The sequence below is a fragment of the Roseateles puraquae genome (genome assembly GCF_002205845.1).
GTDB lineage: Bacteria > Pseudomonadota > Gammaproteobacteria > Burkholderiales > Burkholderiaceae_C > Pelomonas > Pelomonas puraquae.
Window position 1 is genome coordinate 1 of record NZ_NISI01000024.1, and the last position, 19,016, is coordinate 19,016.

At 65.8% G+C, this 19,016-nt stretch carries 10 protein-coding genes; 2 read left to right on the plus strand and 8 right to left on the minus strand.

Annotated elements, in window-relative coordinates; translation table 11 throughout:
• Nucleotides 1–68 precede the first annotated feature (68 nt).
• A complete protein-coding gene (locus tag CDO81_RS29210) occupies nucleotides 69–293 on the plus strand; it encodes a 7-cyano-7-deazaguanine synthase (RefSeq protein WP_088486356.1) in 225 nt (74 codons plus the stop codon).
• Nucleotides 290–1,384, plus strand: a complete 1,095-nt coding sequence (locus tag CDO81_RS26890) for a 6-pyruvoyl trahydropterin synthase family protein (protein ID WP_088486347.1) — start codon at nucleotides 290–292, stop codon at nucleotides 1,382–1,384. The genes CDO81_RS29210 and CDO81_RS26890 overlap by 4 nt, the downstream gene beginning before the upstream one ends.
• Nucleotides 1,385–1,515: 131 nt before the next feature.
• Here CDO81_RS26890 and dpdD read toward each other — a convergent pair whose 3' ends face one another.
• The 8 genes from dpdD to dpdE are packed head-to-tail and all read right to left on the minus strand — an operon-like array spanning nucleotide 1,516 to nucleotide 18,922.
• Entirely contained in the window at nucleotides 1,516–3,768 is a 2,253-nt protein-coding gene (dpdD, locus tag CDO81_RS26895; RefSeq protein WP_088486348.1) for a protein DpdD, read from the minus strand.
• Nucleotides 3,755–4,282, minus strand: coding sequence for a phospholipase D-like domain-containing protein DpdK (gene dpdK, locus CDO81_RS26900; RefSeq protein WP_088486349.1), 528 nt, complete (start codon nucleotides 4,280–4,282; stop codon nucleotides 3,755–3,757). Before dpdK ends, dpdD begins: the two co-directional genes overlap by 14 nt.
• Nucleotides 4,279–9,084, minus strand: a complete 4,806-nt coding sequence (gene dpdJ / locus CDO81_RS26905; RefSeq protein ID WP_088486350.1) for a protein DpdJ — start codon at nucleotides 9,082–9,084, stop codon at nucleotides 4,279–4,281. The genes dpdK and dpdJ overlap by 4 nt, the downstream gene beginning before the upstream one ends.
• Nucleotides 9,075–9,815 (minus strand): hypothetical protein, encoded by a 741-nt coding sequence (locus tag CDO81_RS26910; RefSeq protein ID WP_088486351.1) that lies wholly within the window; start codon nucleotides 9,813–9,815, stop codon nucleotides 9,075–9,077. The genes dpdJ and CDO81_RS26910 overlap by 10 nt, the downstream gene beginning before the upstream one ends.
• Nucleotides 9,815–12,928 (minus strand): protein DpdH, encoded by a 3,114-nt coding sequence (gene dpdH, locus CDO81_RS26915; RefSeq protein WP_088486352.1) that lies wholly within the window; start codon nucleotides 12,926–12,928, stop codon nucleotides 9,815–9,817. The genes CDO81_RS26910 and dpdH overlap by 1 nt, the downstream gene beginning before the upstream one ends.
• Nucleotides 12,925–13,821, minus strand: coding sequence for a protein DpdG (gene dpdG, locus CDO81_RS26920; protein ID WP_144397431.1), 897 nt, complete (start codon nucleotides 13,819–13,821; stop codon nucleotides 12,925–12,927). Before dpdG ends, dpdH begins: the two co-directional genes overlap by 4 nt.
• Nucleotides 13,818–16,409, minus strand: coding sequence for a protein DpdF (gene dpdF, locus CDO81_RS26925; RefSeq protein ID WP_088486354.1), 2,592 nt, complete (start codon nucleotides 16,407–16,409; stop codon nucleotides 13,818–13,820). Before dpdF ends, dpdG begins: the two co-directional genes overlap by 4 nt.
• Nucleotides 16,406–18,922 (minus strand): protein DpdE, encoded by a 2,517-nt coding sequence (gene dpdE / locus CDO81_RS26930; RefSeq protein ID WP_277596160.1) that lies wholly within the window; start codon nucleotides 18,920–18,922, stop codon nucleotides 16,406–16,408. Before dpdE ends, dpdF begins: the two co-directional genes overlap by 4 nt.
• Nucleotides 18,923–19,016: the final 94 nt, after the last annotated feature.

Genomic DNA, 19,016 nt, shown 5'->3' on the forward strand with positions numbered 1-19,016 from the left:
GTCAAGGCCGAGCGTGATCTGATCCATGCCCACCATCGTCCCCGACGCTCAGGCCTCGCACCAGTCGGATTGACGAGAGGTTTTGCAGACCTTCCTTAAACAAGCAGGAAACCTGGCACCTCTCCCACACGCTCGGCGGCCCTGGTCTGCTGGAACTGGTTCGCCGCGAGACGCATACCTGCTACCTGGGCGATCACACCACTTGGCATGAGTGGGGCTACGGCTGCGGCACCTGCCCGGCGTGTGAGCTGCGTTCGAAGGGGTATGACGCCTACATGCGAGGCCAGCCATGAGCAACGCCGCCTACACCGTCGCCTCGTGCCGACTGGAGTCCGCACGACGCGTCAGCGTGCTACCACGGGACCACAAATGCAGGCACGTCCATGGCCACAGCTTCCTGATCAGCGTCTTTGCCGAAGTTCCGGTGGGCTGGGCACCATTTCCTGGTGGCGAAGTTTCCGAACTGCAGCGTCGCCTGGAAGGATGCGTCGCGCCACTGAACTACCAACTGCTAAACGAGTTCCTGGAGCAACCTACCGACGAAAACATCGCGCGCTGGGTACGCCAACGCCTGGATGTTCCGGGCATCGACCGAGTGGCGGTGCAAAGCACTGCGAACCAGGGAGTGGATCTGGATGCGCAGGGGCATGCTCACGTCTGGCGACGCTACCGCTTCCAAGCTGCGCATCAACTGCCCAACGTGCCGCTGGGGCACAAATGCGGGCGCCTGCACGGCCATGGCTTCGAGGTCATTGTGCACGCCGATCAAGACGTGGGGGAACGCGACCTCAGCATTGACTACGACCATCTCGATGCCATCTGGGCTCCGTTCCACTACGAACTGAATTACCAATATCTCAATGAGATCGAAGGCCTGCACAACCCGACGAGCGAGGTGATCTCGGCCTGGTTGTGGCGGCGCCTAAAGCTCGCGCTGCCAGAGCTGTCTTGGGTGACGGTGTTCGAGACGGGCAGTTGCGGCGCGAATTTCGACGGCACGCAATACAGGATCTGGAAGGAGTTCACTCTCGATAGCGCGGTGCAGTATCGACGCGCGCCAGCCGATGTTCCCCAGGCCCGGATTCACGGGCACACCTACACCCTACGCTTGCACCTATCTGCGCCGTTGGATGCCATGATGGGTTGGACGGTCGACTTTGGCGACGTTAAAGCGATCTTCGATCCCATCTTCAAGTCGCTGGACCACCATCCACTGCATCAGTTGACCGGAATCCTTGATTGCGACACTGCAAGTCTTGCAGCCTGGATTCAGAACCAAGCGAGTAAGGAACTGCCGCAACTGGTCAGAGTGGACCTCTATGAAACCGAAGGCAGCGGCTCCATCGCCACGGTAGATCAGGCAGGGCCAGCGTTGCCTGTCTAAGCAGGACGCCGGGCATTTCGGACGAAGGGCTCAGACCTCTTGACTTCACCTGTTAGCGCTGGCTTGGAAATCCGATAAATAGCCCACCTCGCCCGATACCAATCAGTGGCTTCCGTCACGCGGTTTTCATCTCATCGTGACGACTGTGCCGATACTTGCTGCGTCTTGTTCATGACGCATTCGATGATGCGGGTCGTGCCGCTGCCCTGCACTTGAAGCAACTCCGTTTGATCGCGCATGGCGGCCTTGATACAGAAGAATGCTTGATGCGTGGCGACGTTTGAAACGAACACCACCCAATCCGCCATGCTGGCACTAGATTTCAGTCGGGTGGTACAGGCCTCGTCGTCGTTGGTTTCGAACCTGCCTTGGGGGAATAACTCCCTGAGCGTCATAGCCGCGCGCTCGGTTGCGTGCTTGTCAAGGCTGTAGATCAGCACCCGCTTGACCATCTCAATCGCAAGCGCCGGGAATTCGACTTCCATCGAACCCGTGGGCGAGGCCAATTCATATCCGCACTCCGCCGCCAGGATACGCAGCAGGGAACGCTGCACCGGGCCCAACCTGGAGCGCATTTCTTCGGCGGCGTCGAAGATCACGCCCCGCCAGCGCGTCAGTGCTTCCTCGCTGCGGCAGGGCACCGCAAGAAGGCCATCCGTCAACTCCAGACCCCACCGCGCGGCAACTGGCGATCGGGCTACATTGAATACGTCGATAAGTCGGTCCAATAAGCGCTGGTACTGCGTCGGCGTGGGACTGGCGCCCACCAGATGCAATGCAGCCAGGCGAACGAGTTCCAACTCGGTTTCGCCGAAGCGGTCACGCAGGAAAAGGGTTTCGATGAAGGCCTGGTAAAGCTCGATGAGCCGAGATTCCGGCGCGCATTTGCCTACCAGCCATTCGAACCAGACCGGGAACAAGGCGTCGAGTACCGGTGACTCTTCAAGTGCATGCGTTTCCAGTGCCGCCTGCAATTCATCCGTCAACCCGGGTCGCATGTCCAGAATTGCCGTGCTGCTCGCGCCAGCGATCTCTCGCCAGTAAGCCACGATGTCTGCTGCCTGCTGCTCGGTGACGGCCTCGACCTGAACCTGCAACTTGGCCGGCGGCACTTCACGCGCCAGTTGCTCCACGTCGCGCAATAGACGGGCTCGTGTCTGGCCAACCGCCTCGGCAATGTCCGCACTGGTTGCATTCAAACGCGCCAGCACATCGCCGCCGCGTACCGGATCGGCGATTTCTTTGGCACAGCGCAACAGCGCAGCAAAGACCCGGGCATCGTCGGGCAACGGCCACAGCAGCACCCAAGCCTGCTCATAGCGCTCCTGATCCATTTCGTCCAGTGCCGACTCAAAGTCGCTGCTCGGTGTCTCAAGAGCCGCGACCATGGCCTCAATCCCTGAGGTCGCAGGACCGAACGCATGCGGTCCCACGGCCTCGAGCAGTTCTCGACACAGTGCGGCCTGGGGAGCGGCCTGCGCCAGCGCGTCGAGCAGCAGCGACTTCAGGGCAGCAGGCCGGCGCGAGCGCCCGCGGCCCTTAAGGAGCGGACCGGCCAGCGCCTGAACCTCATCGACGAATGCTTGGACCAGGTGTGGTGCGCTACCGGAGTTCTCGAACGGGCGGAGGTGCACCTCGTAGAGTGCGTCCCAGATGTCGCCGTAGGTCTCTGGCGGCAGTCGCAGTTGCATCAACTCGACTAGGCGGGGATGCGCGAGGATCTGCTCCCAGCGCCCGAAGGCCGCCGCCAAGCGGATATCAAGGAATACTCGGTTCTCGCCGCTGAGTCCATGGACGTCGCGCAGCGCGGCGACTGCCGCCAGGGCATCGGGCTCATTGCGGGCAACAAGGGCTTCGTCGAAGACCGAGCGCAACTGCGCGAAGCTGCGCACTTCCAACTCCACCCGCTTGGGTTGACGTTCCAGCAATTGCCAATAGGTCTTCCAGCGCGAAGGAACACGCTCATCGAACTCGGGCTTGCTGCAGCGTAGGCGCACAACGCGCAGGCCTGCGGACATTAGGACTTCGCGCACGACATCGGGCGTCGCCCATGCGGTGTCACCGCTATCGTCGAATTCGGCAAAGCTCGGCCCGATGAATGCTTCGAGTTCGGCCCGCAACGCACGGCACGCGGTGTCGTCGTGGGCGCACGCGTACCAGCAGATGCGGTCGTCGCCAGCGCTGCGGTACGGCAGCAGCAGCGGCCGGTCGCCATAGCCACTCAGGAAGCGACGTAATGCGTCGTGCAGGGCTTGCGGCACGGCCAGCGCCGGGGCCGGGGCCGTAGCGCCAGCGCCTGGATGGACGTAGAGATTCGGGACGGTGAAGAAGCGTCGCAGCAGTGCCGCGCGCTCGGCGGCTTCCTGGTCGTCAGCGCGTACCATGAATGTCGAATTCCACCTTGGCCTGGGCAATAAGTTGCGCGTTGAACGAGACGGTCAAGGACTCGTCATTGAGGGTTACGCCTCGTTCTGTGAAGTTCATTGACCCGCTCAGCAGCGCGTGTTTCGTTAGCAGGCCCTTGGTGTGAAGCGCTATGTTCTCGCTCCAACTGCAGCGGTCTCGTAGACCAACATCGTCCAACGCCGCCATCAAGCGGGTGTGGAAGGGCTGGTTGTGTCGATCCGGGCGCACTCGCAAGACGAGCCGCGTGTCGTTGGAGGCCACCGCCACGAGCACGTCGATGAGCCGAATTTCCCGATGCGTCCACTCCGGGTTAAGCCCTTCGAACTCACCCAGGCGGTTGTCGAACACGACTATGTTGCTGACCCAGGGCGTAACAAGGTACAGGGTGTCGCTCGGCACGATCAACTCGTGCGCGAAGACCAGCGTCAGCACGTCGATTGCAGCCTTGGGCGCGGAGGTGGCTGACTTGAAGATCTGGCGGGTGTCGGTCATGGCGAATCCGGAATGCTGAAGGTCCATTCCACGAAATGATCTCGGCGCTTGACGCCGGTGAGCCGGGCGAAGACGTTGAGATAGTCGAATTGCACAGGCTCTATCACCATGGCGCGCAGCACCCGCGGCAGCCATTGCCCGGCCTGTGCCGCCTCCACACAGATCACAACTTGCGAGGTTGATACCAGCCGCTCTCGAGCCGTATCCGACCAGCCCGGCACGGTCGGATCGATGGGTTGTGGCCTCTGTGTGAGCCACTGCTCCAGCAGCAGCCGCTCTGTATCGATCGGCGACGCCCAGTAGCGGTTGGACCACGGCAGCGCCGTAGCCCGGAGCGCATGGCCTCGCGCCCACAGCACACCCATGAGCACGCCGAAGCGCCAAACGCGCCGGTTGCCTGAGGCCGGAAGGCTCAGTCCCATGCCTCGGAACGCTTGGTCAAGACGCTGGTCCTCGCTAAACAGCGCACAGACTACCCGCACGTCTACCTCGATGCCGAACCGGTCTTCCAACTCGTCCCAGTGGCACTGGATCTCGCATAGCAACCCGTCGAGTTCTGCCGGCGTGTCCGGTCGCAGCAGTCGCATACTCAGTGCCACGGCATAGCCATGAAACACCGACTGGCCGCGGCGGACCAGTTCAGCGCGCAGCACGCCGAACGCCTGCTGCGCTTCTGCGGTGGTGGTAGCCTGGCGCACGCGGAGGACGCTGTCCACCAAGTCGGCGTCCGGCGTCTCGCCGCCGAGCCACGTCACCATCTCGCGAAGTTGGCGCTCAGTCCACTCGAAATCGCGCGGGCCCAGTGCCGCCTCGACATGACGGTAGAAGGCGTCTGGTTGGGTCACCAGCAATTCGACGACCTGCTCGATAAGGCCGTTGCCGCCAGGATTGGTTTCCGAAATCCAGATCTCGGGTGTCTCGGCGGTCGAGGCGTCGTCGCGCAATCCTGGCTCAATGTCCACCGCCAGGGACTCGCAGTCCACTTGCGGACAGGCTTGTTGGATGGCTTCCAGGCAGGCCGCGCCCAGCGTGGCGCGCACGGTGAGCGACAGCCACGCGTCCCATTCGGCGTCGATCGGGTCTGCTAGCACGCGAGCCACGCCTCGTATTGCGCGCATCACTTCGGGGCTGCGCAATGCGTCTTCGAGGGTTTGCCTGAGCCGGTCCGGCGCCTCGTCGTCTGCTTGGACATCGGGCGCCTGGAAGACGGCCTGCAGTACGCCCAGCAATTGCGCCTGGTGCTCGCCCTGGGCCAGCCGATCCAGGGCCTGCACCAGTGGAAGGTCGTCACTTCGGGCCACCAGCAGCGCGCTGATCTGGAAAACCTGTGCAATCCAGCCGCGAATGAAAACGCTGGAGACAACCTCCCGGAATGCCGCGTCCTCGCTGGCCTCGTAGCGGTAGCGGGCGGCGCGCGCCGCCCGCTCACGCCGCCTGTCGCTCCAGTCGATAGCCGCGTGCAACTGCGCCGGCAGATCCAGCGCCAGCACCAGTGCGTCGGTGTCGATGTCGAAACCCACGCCTGCAGGCTGCCCACCTTGCAGGAATCGCCAGTGCACGCTGATGCGCGCCGACGTGCTGCCCTGCCGCAGGCGAAGCTCGGCACGCGAGCCGATGGCGTAACGGCGTACCAGCGCCTGGGATTGCCCGGCATGTGTATGCGCGACGACACCGCTGATCAGCCGCGTGATGCCGACGTAGGTCGGCAGCGCGAACGCCTTGCCTGCACGGGGCGCCTGCAGGTGCGAGCTCCACACCAACTGGGCGTTGGAGGTGTCGGCCACTTCCGGTTTGCCGGCGGCGGCGCGACCGGCGGGGACCAGGGCCAGCCACGCCGCCGTGGGACGCAGGGCTTGCCAGGGTTGCGCCCGCCCCTGGTCCGGGCGGTGGAACGGGCGCTGCGGCTCGCCGGCATACCAGGCGTCGATGTCGGCATCGCGTTCGACCACGGTTCCGTCGGCCGGCATCAACTCCTCCAGCACCTCGCTAGTCACGCCCAACCATAGTGCTGCGTCGTAGCGACGGGAGACTCGACCGGGGGCGAACTCGCCCAGTCCCTGCTGCACCGGCAGGTACTGTGGACTTGGAATATCCAGTCCGCCAGGCAACTCCAGTCGCAGCTCGGGCAAGCTCAGGTCGCTGAACAGATTGGCCGGAATGAAATCCGGCAGCGGGTGTACCGCCTGCAAATCGGCGCCCGCCTTGCCGTGCGCGCGCCAACCTGTGGCCAGGCGCCGCAGTGCGGTTGGGATAGCGCCCAGCATTACGGGGCGTGGCTGGGTCCACAGCACCAGATCCGTTTGCTCGCTCGTAAGCGACAGCCGGTCGCTCAGACTGGCGGCCAGCCGCTCCGAGCGTGTATGGTCGTCGAGCAGGCGGCCCAGCAGTTCAATGACGCGGCGCCGGCGCAGTTCGCTCCCCAGCCAGTTCTCGCCCGCGTACCTGATTCCTCTGTCCGCGCCTGGCGGCGCCAGTTCACGGGCGCGGATGAGCAACTGCCGGCAGATTTGGTCCCACTCAGGTCCGCCTTGCGCGGCAGGCAGGTTGCTAAGGAGCTGGCGCAATTGCCGCTGCACCGATTCGGGCCAGCGCTGCAGCGCTGGCTCTTCTGTCGGGCCAGCCAAGGTACCCCACAACGGGCCAGTCACTGCGTCGCCCCCTGTGAGCGCGCCCAGTTCGTCAAGCAGTGCATAGACTGCCTGCATGCGTTGCACGTAACGGTTCGACAGCGGCAATTGCCGTGCCGGCAACTCCGGGTCGAAGAGTTGGTCGTAGGCCTGGTAGGCCAATCTGTCGCGGCCGTAGTCGGTCAGGACCACCACTGTCCAGGGCCGCATGTGGCGCGTCCGGCCTGCTCGGCCCTTGCGCTGCAGGAAAGACGCCATGCTGCGCGGCGCCTTATGCTGCACCACGAGCCCGACCCCTGGATCGTCAAAGCCGACCTCCAGCGCCGACGTGGCCACCACGACCTCGCTGCGGCCGCTCACGCCCTTATCGTGGGCCGTCGTACGGGCTACCTCAAGGGAGCGACTTAGGTCATGGCCAATGGCACGCGGTACCCGCCAGTCCTGGCCTGCCAGGTAGCGCCGGCCCGGTGGATCGAGCGGCTCGCGCAGCCGCGCCAGCCCACCGTCCGGATGCCTGACCCGGTTGGGCCGGCCCCAGCGGTCCCGCCCCTCGGCATCCAGAAAGTCCATGAACAGCCGGTTGGTGGCATCGAGTTGGTCCGTGAAAGCGAAGCTGCGCCAGCCGAAAAACGGGCGCGTCCGTTTGTCGAATGTCTCGGGCGGGTCCAGCAGCCTCGAGCCCAGCATTAGGGTCTGGATGGACGTTGATAGCAGAGACGTCTGCGACACTGGGTCGCCACGCAGGGCCAGCAGGTACTCAGCGCCTTCCTCGACGATATCGGTGTCCAGCGGCTTGATCTCCTGCACCACCTGCTCGCTCAGCCCGGTGAGGCTGGCGAAGAAGGTCTGGCCTTCGGCAATGGTTGCAGACAAGCCAACGAAGCTGGAGCGCCGGCCGCTGGCGGCCCACCAGCGGCGCATCAGGTAAGCCACCTGCGCGCCGTAAGTGCCGGCGTAGAGGTGCACCTCATCCATCAACACCAGGTCTGGTACCCGCAGCGCACGCGGGCCAACGCCGAAGACATGGCACTGCCGTGGGTTGGATATATGCCGATTGAGCATCTCCACGGTGCTGAACAGTATGTCGGGCGGGTCGGCCTCGATCTCGCTCCGCGTGAAAGCCAGATGCGCTGCATCGACAGTGTGGCCGCAGCCGCGGCACACCAGCCTCGTCAGTCGCTGTTCCACGTCGCGCTGGCGCAGCACCATCTCGCCGGCACAGCCAGGCCGTGGGCAGGCGAAGAAGGGGCAGATCCTCTCCTGGGCGTTGCCGGACCAGTTCTTAAACGCGCTACTTGCCGTATGGGGCGTGTCGCCGTAGAGCACTCCGACGCGCAGGGGCCGGCCGCCGCGCCGTGCTACCCAGGCGTCGAAGGTGCGGCACTGGTCGTATACCTCGGCCAGCTGGTCCTTGAGCAGCTCGTTGCGCGGGTACAGCGCCAGCACGCGCACGCCCCGCGATTGCGGTTGCTGCACCCGCTGGTGCGCCAGCCAGGACAGGGCCGGCAGGTAGAACGCCAGCGTCTTGCCGCTGCCCGTGCCGGCCGAGACCAGAGTGCCGGTGAGGCTGCGCTGCTGCAGGCTCAGCAGCAGGCGCCTGGTGGACTCGACCTGGAAGCGCGAAAGACCTGCTCCTTCGCCCATCTTGCCGAGCCAATGTTCAAGCGCGCTCGAAAGCCCGGGCTCTGTGACGGCGTCGGCCAGGGCGGCGAGCACCATGCTGGCATTCTGGTCTCGACGCGGATAGCGGCGTGCACGGCGCAGGAAGCGGTAGTCGGCTACCAGTGTCGCAGCGCTTGCCCATTTCGCACCCGAGGGGTCCTTGCGATCATCGTGCTTGGGAAACAACTGGCGCAGTTGCGCGATCAGCCTGACACCTTCGGCCATCCGGGTGCGCCACCCGTTGCGTGCGCCAGGTCCGGTTTCCGGTACCTCGAACAGCATGTTCAGGCTCGTCAGCATTTCACGCAGGTCCCGCGTGGTGACGATGCTGCACGCGGGGTCGCTGCGCAGCGCCTGGTTGCGCGGCTCATCTAGCACCGCGCGCAGCGCGTCGGTGACCTCGTCGTCGCTGAGCGCGTTGTCGACCAGCCCCCAGACCAGGCCGCGGGCTTCGATCTGCTCCAGCGCATCGAGGGCCCGCTCGGCCAGCAGCAAGTCGGCTGTCAGGCCCATGCCGGTACCGTCCGGACCCGGACGACGAAGCGCGCGGGATCGTCGTTAGCCTGCAGCCACGCCACCACCTCCGGCGTGAGTAGGTCGATGCCCGCGTTGCCTTGCTGGACGGCACGCAGGAACACGCGCACCGCCTCCGGTGCCGCCAGCGTGAGCCCGGCCTGGACTTCGCGCAGCCGTTCGATGGCTCGTGAAAGCTCATGCAGCACCGCCTGCGAGCTCGGCGCGCCTTGCCGCACCAGCGCCGCGTACTGCTGGTACTGCGTCTTGTAGTTCGCCAAAACGCGCTCGTTGGCCGGGGTGCGCGGCATCCGGGCTTCCAGGGACGCCGGCGTCTCCATCGTGCCCATCTCTTCGCGCACTTGCTCCCACGCCGTGCGCGCCGCGTCAGCCGCTGCCTTGTTGGCGCTGTCGGCTGCGGCCAGCAGGCGCGTCCACAGGTTCTCCTCGTAGAGCGCCTCGATGTCGGCGCCCCGGCGCAGCAGCGCCTGCGCTTCGCGCGCCAGCGCCGCGGCCGCGGCGTCGGCCTCGGCCACTTCCTGCGGCAGTGTCGCGAAATGGTCTGGGAACACCGCCATGCGCTTGCGCGCCGCGCTACGCGCGCTGATGCGCGTGTCCCATTCCGTGGCCCGGGCCTGGACGGCCGAGAGTTGCTTGCGCGTCTGGTTGGCCAGTCGAGCGCGCTCCAGGCCCGCACGGGCGGCCTGGCTTCGTTCCATCAGGGTCGGCATCAGTCCTCCCACACCAGGCTGTCGATCAACGCCGTGCGCTGCTGCAGCGCCTGCTCGTCGTCCACGGAGCGGGTCTGCGCATGCACAAGGCGCTCCAGGGCCTCGAAAAATTCATTCATCGACAAGACGTCCACGGCCAGTGCAGCCATACGCGTGAGCGGCACGCTGCTCAAGGCAATGAGGCGTGCGTTGACGGATGCCGAGGCCTCCGACGGCTCCATCTTGCGCACCCTGCGAATGGCGAACTCCGTGCCTTCATCGGATAGCCGCATCACCACAGCGCGCAGGGGCGCTTCCTCGATGGAGGTGGGCCAGATCGACAGTTCCCGCGCGTCATCGATGGTTTGCGTCATCGCCTCGCGCCACGCCACGCGTTGATGGTCCTCGCCGAAGGACTGCGCAATGACGGGCTGGAAATGTTCCACGGCCGCGGTCACTGCAGCGATGAGGTCGCCCACTTGTTGCGGCGACAGCCTTTCAAGTGCGTCCTGCGCATCCTGGCTCAGCGCAACTTTGCCGTTGAGGCACCGTATCCAGCGTGACGCCACGTCGCGCCGCAGGACGGCCTTGAGCCGTTCGGTGTCGATGGCGAGCGGCTTGCCGCCTCTGTTGCCCTGGTAGCAGCCCAGGTAGTGCCGCAATCGCTCCTGCAACAGTTCGCGTCCGCCCAAGGACTTGCGCCGCGCCTCCAACACAGTGCGGACCTTGGCGGGCAAGCGATCCGTCTCAGGCTGAGGATGATCGTCGGCTTGCGCCAGCAGATCCTTGAGGTTGTTCGGTTCGGGCTGCTGCTTCGTGCTTGCACCCAGCAGCAGATTCTGCCGGTGCAGAGCCGAGGCCAGGGCCGCGGCTTCACGCTCCGCTTCCTCCAGCACGACGGCAAGCACCTGGGCCTCGAGATGCTCCAGCAGCGCGTTGGCTGAGGCGTAGTCGTTTTCGGCCTGGGCATAGTTCCAGGAGCGGTTGTTGTTGTTCCAGCGCTCCAGGGCCTTGAGCCCAGCCACAACGCGGGGCGGGATGGGCTCACCGGGCTCGGCCACGCGGACCGCGAAGTCCTGCGTCGGATTGCTAACCGTATTGGCCGGCGGCAGCCAGAACCAGGTCATCTCGACCTTCTGGCCGTGCAGGCGGTAGTCGTCGAAATCGATGCGCTCGTTGAGCGCATCGGTCAGCAGGCGGCGCGTGAGCCTGGCATGGTCGTTCGTCATGCGGGCTTCGGGCGTCCACTTTTCCAGCGCCTGCGCGTAGGCGCTGGGCGGTGGCGCCACTGGGGCAATGGGCGCGGGAGGCTGTGCCGGCGCGACAGGGGCCGGCGCACCTGGGCCGGCCGGCGCGACCGTGATGCCGGACCCACCATCCGCCGGGCGTCGCGGCGCCGACTCGCCCGCGGGCGGCCTTGCCGCGGCGCTGAAAGGCCAGGGCAGATCGAACGCGTCGAACACCGGCCGCGCAACCGGGGCCGCGGCCAGCGACCTGGGGTGGCCCGCCCAGTGGAACAGTGCCGTGCGCAGGCGTCCCGTCTCCTCGGCGCCGTAACCGCGGAACTGCAGTTCCTGGTCCAGTTCCGCGGTCAAGCGTGCCTGGTGGAAGTTCGGCGGCGGGAAGTGCCCGTCCTCGAACAGCGGCCGCTCCAGCAGCGTCTTGCGCAGCACCTCGTTGATGAAGGTGCGTGGCCTGAACGTCCAGGCGTCTCCTGCCTTCAGCGCCGCTGCAGCCAGCGAACGGACGGCCGCCTCGTTGAACGGGAAGAGGCTGTGGCCGGCCCTGTTGTGCCCGAAGGCGTCGAGCCGGTCGGCGGCCGCGGCGTCGAGTGTTTTGTCGAAGCGCGGCACCCAGCCGTAGAGGTCGGTGCCCTCCTGGGGCGACGCCTTGAACGCCTCGCGCAGATGCGCCACGCCCCAGCGTGCGGCGTTCAGGTAGCGACCGGTCAGGCTCACCAGGCGCTGCACGATGGTGCTCTCGGCTAGCCCCTCGCTGGGCACTTCCCATTGCTCGCGTGCGCGCGTAAGCACCGTCTTGCGCCCGGCCAGGAAGCCGTCCGTAACTGCGAGCACGGTGCGGATCGGCGCCCTCACGCGCACGCCCTGGTGGTCCGACTCCGCGATCACGATCTTGAGCAGCGGTTCCTGGATGCCCGAGAGCGCCGCCAAGTCCTCGATCAGCAGCACCAGTTCCTTGCCGTCGCGCAGCAGTTGCTGGCGGATGTCGTCCACGATCTCGTCGAGCGAGCGCTGGTGCAGCGCATCCGTGAAACGGAAGATCGTGCGCAGGGCCGGGTCCAGCAGTTCCTGCAGGATTTCCGCTGCCGTGCCGCGGTAGCGGCCGTTGGCGTTGGCCAGGAACGCCAGCGCCTCGTTCACGGCGCTCTTCATCGGCGTGGCCGCGGACTCGACCGGCGGCTCCAGGTCCTTTGGCTGGAACTGCCGGTCCGCTGGGTCGGCCGTGCCCCCCAGGCTCGCACTGACAATGCGCCGCAGCGCGGCCTGCAGCCAGGCGTCGCGCACGTCGGGATCGCGCAGCAGGGTGCGCAGATGCTGCGCAAGGCGGATACGCGGACCGAACTCGGGGCCCACGCGCCGCGCGCGTACTTCCTCTTCTAGGCGCTTACCGTAGAGTTCGAGCTCCTCGGCCAGCGTCGTAGCCAGCAACTCAGCCGCCAGCACGGGGTTCATGGCTTCGGCCGCGCGCGCCAGGTCCTGCCGCAGTGCTTCGTACTCGGCGCTGGCCAGCGGCTCGAGGATCAACTCCACCACCCGGCGCAGGCTGGCCGTCTTGGGGATGGTGACGATCACGAGTTCCTGGCGACGGGGATGGCGCTCCAGTTGCGCCTTCAACCAGCGCACCATGTGCGACTTGCCCACGCCGGATGCGCCCGTGATGGCCACCAGCACGGCGCTGCCGTCGTCAGCCGGGCGCATCAGCGCGCGTAGCAGGTCCATCTCGCTGGCCTCGGTGACGGCGGCCCCGGACTGCTCCGGGCGTCGCAGCAGCGTCACCGGTTCGTGCACCGCCAGCAGCAGCGCCTCATCGGCGGTTTCGGCCTCGGTGCGCAGGCACTCGTCGATGCGCTCGCGGCCGGGCCAGTAGGCAAGAAGGGCGTTGTGGTCGCTCATCGGCTTTGTCCTGCGGCCGGACGGGAGATCCATTGGAAAGTCAGGTCGTGACGAGCGCCCTGCGCGCCGGTGAGCGTGATGGCGCTGCCGGTGTCGCTCTTTTGCGCCATCACGATGTCGCCGCAGGCGCGCAGGCACAGCAGCGCACGCGATAGCGCCGTGGACAACTGGCCCGGGTTGCGCGGTGCCAGCGCGTTCGGGTCCATGGCGGCCAGCACTTCCTTCTGGTAGCGGCCACCGTCTAGCACCGGCAGCAGCCAGGCCACTTGCCCCACGAAGTCCGCAGCGGCCATGCCCTGGCCGGGACTCAAGATTTCGGGCAGCACATCGCGCACTGCCACCGTTGGGTCGATGGCCGCGTGGGGATGACGGCTGAATCCCAGGAACGGGGCCCAGTACTGCAGCCCGTTGCGGCGCGTACTGTTACGCATGAGCAACAGTTCAGGGTCAGTGATCTGCTCCGCTTCCTGAGCCTCGAAGTCAGAGAACGAGGCACGGTACACGTCCTGCGCCATCATCCAGGCCAGCGAGCGGGTGAGGTCTGCGGCGCGCGCGCTCTCGCTGGCCCAGAAATCGGCGTTGTTCTCTTCGGCCAGTGCACACTTGCAAACCACACGCCGCGTGAACCGCTGCAATTCCAGCGCCGCGATCCGAGTTCCAGCGGGGCGCTCGTTCACTGTGATGGCGTCGCCTTCCTGCCTAAACAAGCCTAGCTCAGTCCATCGATTGAGTGTCTGACGGGTCATCTTGCCGTCGTCGTCCACCACCGATGAGGGTGCGACCGTCTCTAGCAATTCGTCGCGCAACACCGGCTTGCCGGCGCGCAGCACGGCGGCATGGAGCATGGCCAGCACGTTAGGCAAGCCGTCGCTGGTCAGGTTAAGTAGGCTCATGAAGCAAGTGCGCGCAAGGCGGCATCTTCGTCGGCGTGGGGCAGGACGCTGGCCCAGGAGCGGTCGGGACGCAGCGGATCCGTGATGGCAGGGGTCATGAGAACAATCGTCAGGGCGCAGGCAGCGCCAGTCAGCTGCGAGGCGGCCATTGCGGGCATCGTGGGATCGGTCCAGAACACGAGCCGGAACTCGCCGCTAGCCCCATCCAGGACACTACTCGCCTCGGAGCCGAAGCGGTCGAGGAACGCGTCGGAGCGTGTGCGCCGCAGGCAGTCGCGCAGCGACTGGACATCAGACTGCGCCGCGCTGGACGGCAGCAGCACGGTGTGCGGCTGCAGTCGGCCCACCAGTGCGTCCGCCAGTCCCCCCGGCGGGGCGCGCAGTACGCGGAGCACGTCGTCCACGACGATGAACATCAGGTTGGGCTGCGCGCGTGGCAGCGTACGCAGCAAGGTTTCGGGGCCGCGCCGTTCCTCAAACAGGCCCAGCCTGGCAACGAACGGCTGCGGAACCCAGTCGCGTAGCCGCGGCGGCCCCCAGTGGGCCGAACAACCGCCGCAGGCGCTGGCCACCGGCATCCAGGCGTTGGGCAGCACGAGGCGGTACAGGCGTGAAAGCGCCTCCTCCATCTCTACCCGGCCTTCAGCCACGCCCAGCATGAGGTCGAAGGCCCAGTCCGCCGCTTGCCTGGCTTGCTGCCGGGCCTCGTGCATACGCGCATCGAACACCGCGCGCTGGCGATGGCCCGCGTCGAGGATGCGCACGGCCGCGAAGTGCGCCTGCACGTCCGTCATCTCCTGCGATTCCTCCCTGACCGTGCCATCCGGCGAGGGCGCGCGATGGCTCAGACCCGTGAGCTCGATGAGGCCCGCGGCGGCCATGAGGTTGAGCGTGCGCAGGTTCCACGTCCGGTTGCCCCGGCCATGGGTGCTCAGATCGGGCCGCAGCCGGTTCAGGTCGAGCCAGACCTCGCCGCTGTCGGCTGACTTGGCCACCGGTTGGTCGATCATCGTGGTCCAGCGGTCGAAACCGATGTCGTTGCCGATGAAGCTCTCGCCGGCCATGTCGCGCGCCTGCCTCACGTCCTGCTGCGTGAACAGCAGCAGGCTGGCCGCGGCCCGGCCATCGCGGCCGCTGCGGCCGACCTCCTGGTAGAAGCGGTCGAGCGACTCGGGCAGCGTCGCATGGACGATGGTGCGTACATCGCCCTTGTCCACGCCCAGGCCGAAGGCCGACGTAGCCACCATGCCGTCGAGGCGGTTGCAGCGCCAGTCGTCCAGCAGCGCCTGCCGCTGGGCGGGCGGCGTCTCGCCGGTGAACTGGCGCAGGCGACCGAAACCTTCCCGGCGCAGCAACTCTATCCACTGCTGCGCCTCTTCCGGGCGCGTGACGTAGAGGATGAACGGGCGCGGCGCCACCTTGAGCGCTTCGACGGCCAGGCGCTGCTTTTCCGCCAGGTCGGCGCAGCGCCGTATCGCGTAGCGCGGCTCAGGCCGCAGGTGGATGCCGCCAACCACCCGGGCATGCTCCGGATGGCCGAAGGCATGCTGCAAGAACCGCACTGTGTGCGGCGTCAGCGTCGCGGAGGCCAGCACGACGCGGATGCTGCGGCGCGCGGATTCGTGACCGAGACGGCGCAGCCGCTTCACGAGCGCGGGCAGCAACTGGAACGCTGGCCTGAAGCCGTTGCCCCAACTCGACACCAGGTGCGCCTCGTCCACGACGACGTGCGTGATGCGACCGTTGCGGGCGCTGTCTTCGAGCGCTTCGCGCAGCGTGCTGGTGGCGGCTTCCGGCGAGGTGAACAGCACAGGCAGGCTGCCGTCGCGCAGCCCCTGGAAAATCTGCGCTCGCTGTGCCGTTGTGAGCCCGCCGTGGTATGCCAAGGGTCGGTCCTCCCAGCGCGGGTCCTTGCGGCACAGTAACTCCGCCATGCGGGCGCTCTGATCGATGCTCAATGCAACCGTGGGAACGATCACCAGCGTCAGGTAACCCTCCCCCCGCATGAGGGCAGGCAATTGCGCCAGCAGTGACTTTCCACTGCCCGTGGGTAGGTTGGCGATCAGTGTTACTTGCGGCGGTAGGTGCAGCAGCGCCCGCACTGCCTCACGTTGGCCGGGGCCGGTGAAACTGGATAGGCCCGTTGCCTGCGCTATGCAGGGTTCGGCCAACACCCAGTCCGTTCGACGTACCTGAACTTCGTCGAAAGCGTCGTCGAATAAGTCGTCCTGTGCACCTAGCCAGGGCAGGCGTGGGTGCGCGGCGCTGATCTCGATTCCGCCGTCTACCCCAGCAGCGTCGAATCCGGCGCTGCGCCAAGCTGCGCAGGAGGGCCAACCGCCGCCATCGGGTACTCGAAGCCAAGCAGGCGCGCCGCGGCTGGCGCGCCGCAGTTGCCACTGGCGAACGAGAGACAGCAGGTCGAGGCTTGCCATACCCTTGTTTTGGCGCGCTAGGGCGGCTAGCACCTGACGCAGTCGCTCCAGCAGCGCATCCGGCGCGCACGATTGCACCATTGCGGCACCGTGAGTTTCCCAACGTGCCAGCGCGTCCGCCATAACGTCATCATCGAGCACGGCGGCGCTCATGAGTCGAACGGAGTGTCGTCTGCAACAAACACTGCCCCCACCACGTCAAGCAGCAAGAGAGGCTCAGACAGCGAGGCCTGCAAGGCCGCATAGAGTCCTTCGTCGCGCGCCATCTCCTGCCGTTCGCGTTCACGCGCTGCGCCGTCAAGCCGCGCCAGGCGCGACGCAGCCTGAGCGCGGCGCATGCGCCTCTCCTCGGTGCAGGCTTTGAGCGCCTTGCCGATATGGTCTCGATACTCCGCCGAAGCGAGCACAGCCGACTCGGCATTCCCACGGCATTGGGCGCACAACGTAGGCCAGTCGCGCATCCAGGCCGACTGAACCTCTGACGGTAGTTGACGCCAGCGCTGCGGATTGAGGTTGAAGTCGCGCCGGGTGCCTACCCATGCATCGCTGTAGCGGGCGGTGAGCAGCGTCGGCGGCTCGTGCACGATGGCGCCAGTGCCATCAATCCATACGCGCAAGGCTACGGGCGACATCAACACATGCGCCTTGCGCGCGAACGCGTGCGCGTCAATTTCCTCACCGAGTTCCACCCCGGACAGTCTCGGCCGGACCACAAAATCGAAGCGGAAGTAGAGATCGGCCCCGCACGCATTACTTGCGACATATTGGCGGTCCACTCGCCACATAGCGAAGGCTCGTCCTCGATCGTCGCGCTCACACAGCCGTTCTAGGGCCGTCACCAGCGAATCGCCGACGCGCAGCGGATACACCTGCTGCGCGAGCGCCGCGCGCGTTACCGTGTTCTGCCGGCGAAAGGCGTAAAGATGAGTCATCGGTGCCCGCGAAGTGCTGTGCGTGCGGTCCACGGACTGCAGGAACACGCGCAGGTACTCGGGCAGTGTTATCAGTGTGGGACGACCGCGATCGCCGTGGACGTAGGCGATACGGAACACTGGGTCAGTGGGCTGTACGCCCCCGCTAGCCAGTCCGGTTTGCTCGAACGACAGCATGTCCACTGCGAAGCGCTTGAAGACATCACGCCAGGACTGCCAGTCGGCTTCGCATTCTTCGAGCGCTTCCAGAGCCGTTTCCGGGACCGCGCCCTGCGCGTCAAGCGCGTCCTGGATGCTGATGTTGCGCAATTCACGCTGCACTAGACCTTCGTCGCCAGCTAACTGCTGTGCGTGGTCCGATAGCGCCTGCGTGCCTTGGTCCATCCATTCCTGCGCGAGGAGGCGTGCCGTTGACTCGATTAGGTACTGCAGGCTCGCGACGGAGCGATTGAACACGCGCCAGCCGGTATCCAGCACCTGCAGCCAGGCGACCTCGTCAGGCAGCCCTTCGTCCACTAGTACGTACGAGCCAATGGGATCACCCGTGCCGTAGCGATCTAGACGGCCCAATCTCTGCTCGATGCGGTTGGGTGCCAGCGGGAGGTCGAAGTGAACGGCCAACTTCTTGCCGCCGTGAAGATTGACACCTTCCTCAGCCCGTGCATCGCACACCAGAACGCGGATTTGCCCTGGCGCGCTGAGGAATTGGCGCCAGGCGGGCGGTGCAATATCCTCATCCTGATCCGATGGTGGCAGTTCAGGTTCGTGTCTGGCAACTTGTCCTGGTAGCGCCTGCTCCAGGGCGTGCGCTGCCTGCTTCGCGTCGGTGCACTGGTCGCAGAACACAACCACCTGTACGCCGACGGTCTGCAGCAACCCTTGAACCAAAGTCACCAAGACTTTGAAGCGCTCCGGATCAGCGCGCAGCCTCTCCCCCGCCGCATCAAGCTCTTGCGCAAGCGCCAGGCTCTGCGCGTCATGCACCCCGGCCGCGTGCAACAGGCCGTGGAGCGGCGCCGCATTGCGCGGGTGCACTGCGGCCGACAACAATATCGCAGCCACATCATCTGGCAACGCCGCGTCGGCGTTCAAATGCAATCGCAACTGTTCCAGCAATTCGCTCCAACGCTGTGCGCCTTGGCTGCGCATCGACACGGCCTTTAGGCCGTTGCGGCGCGGGGTAGCCCAGGACACCGTGGCGCGCCGGTTGCGCAGCAATCGCCGATGAAGCCGGTAGGTTTCGACTAGATGTACACGCAGATCCGCCAGCGAAGCTATGAAAGCCTCATCGTCTTCTTCAGGAAACGTCTCGAGTACCGCGCGCAGGGCATTCACCTTTTCCATCAGGAGCGCGTCGTCACCGTAGACTTCTTCCAACCGGTCCAACTCCGGCGCCAGACTCCACTGGTTCTCCGGCGATAGCATCGCCACAACTTCTGCGATGACCTGACGCGACGCAATTCGCTGACGCAGCCCCTCGACGTCGTCTAAAGGAAAGACGACGGGATCGAGCAGATGAAGCACGCGTAGGAAGCCTGCTTCGTCGCCTAACACAGGGGTGGCCGACAGTAACAGCAGCCGTGGCGTCGTTCGGGCGTGCTCCTGCAGCATGGCGTAGAGGTGCTCACGTGTCGTGCTGCCCTGGTGCGAAAGATGATGGGCTTCGTCCACCACGAGCATTCCGGCACCCGCTTCGAGTGCAGCGTTCAGCGCGTTGAGATCGTCATGCTGTATGAATCGCCCCGGGTATCGCGGAGGCCCGTTGGTTTAAGTCAGACGGTCGCGGCCTGACCAGCGCGTTGTCGATGGTAGTTGGCCTCGAACTCGG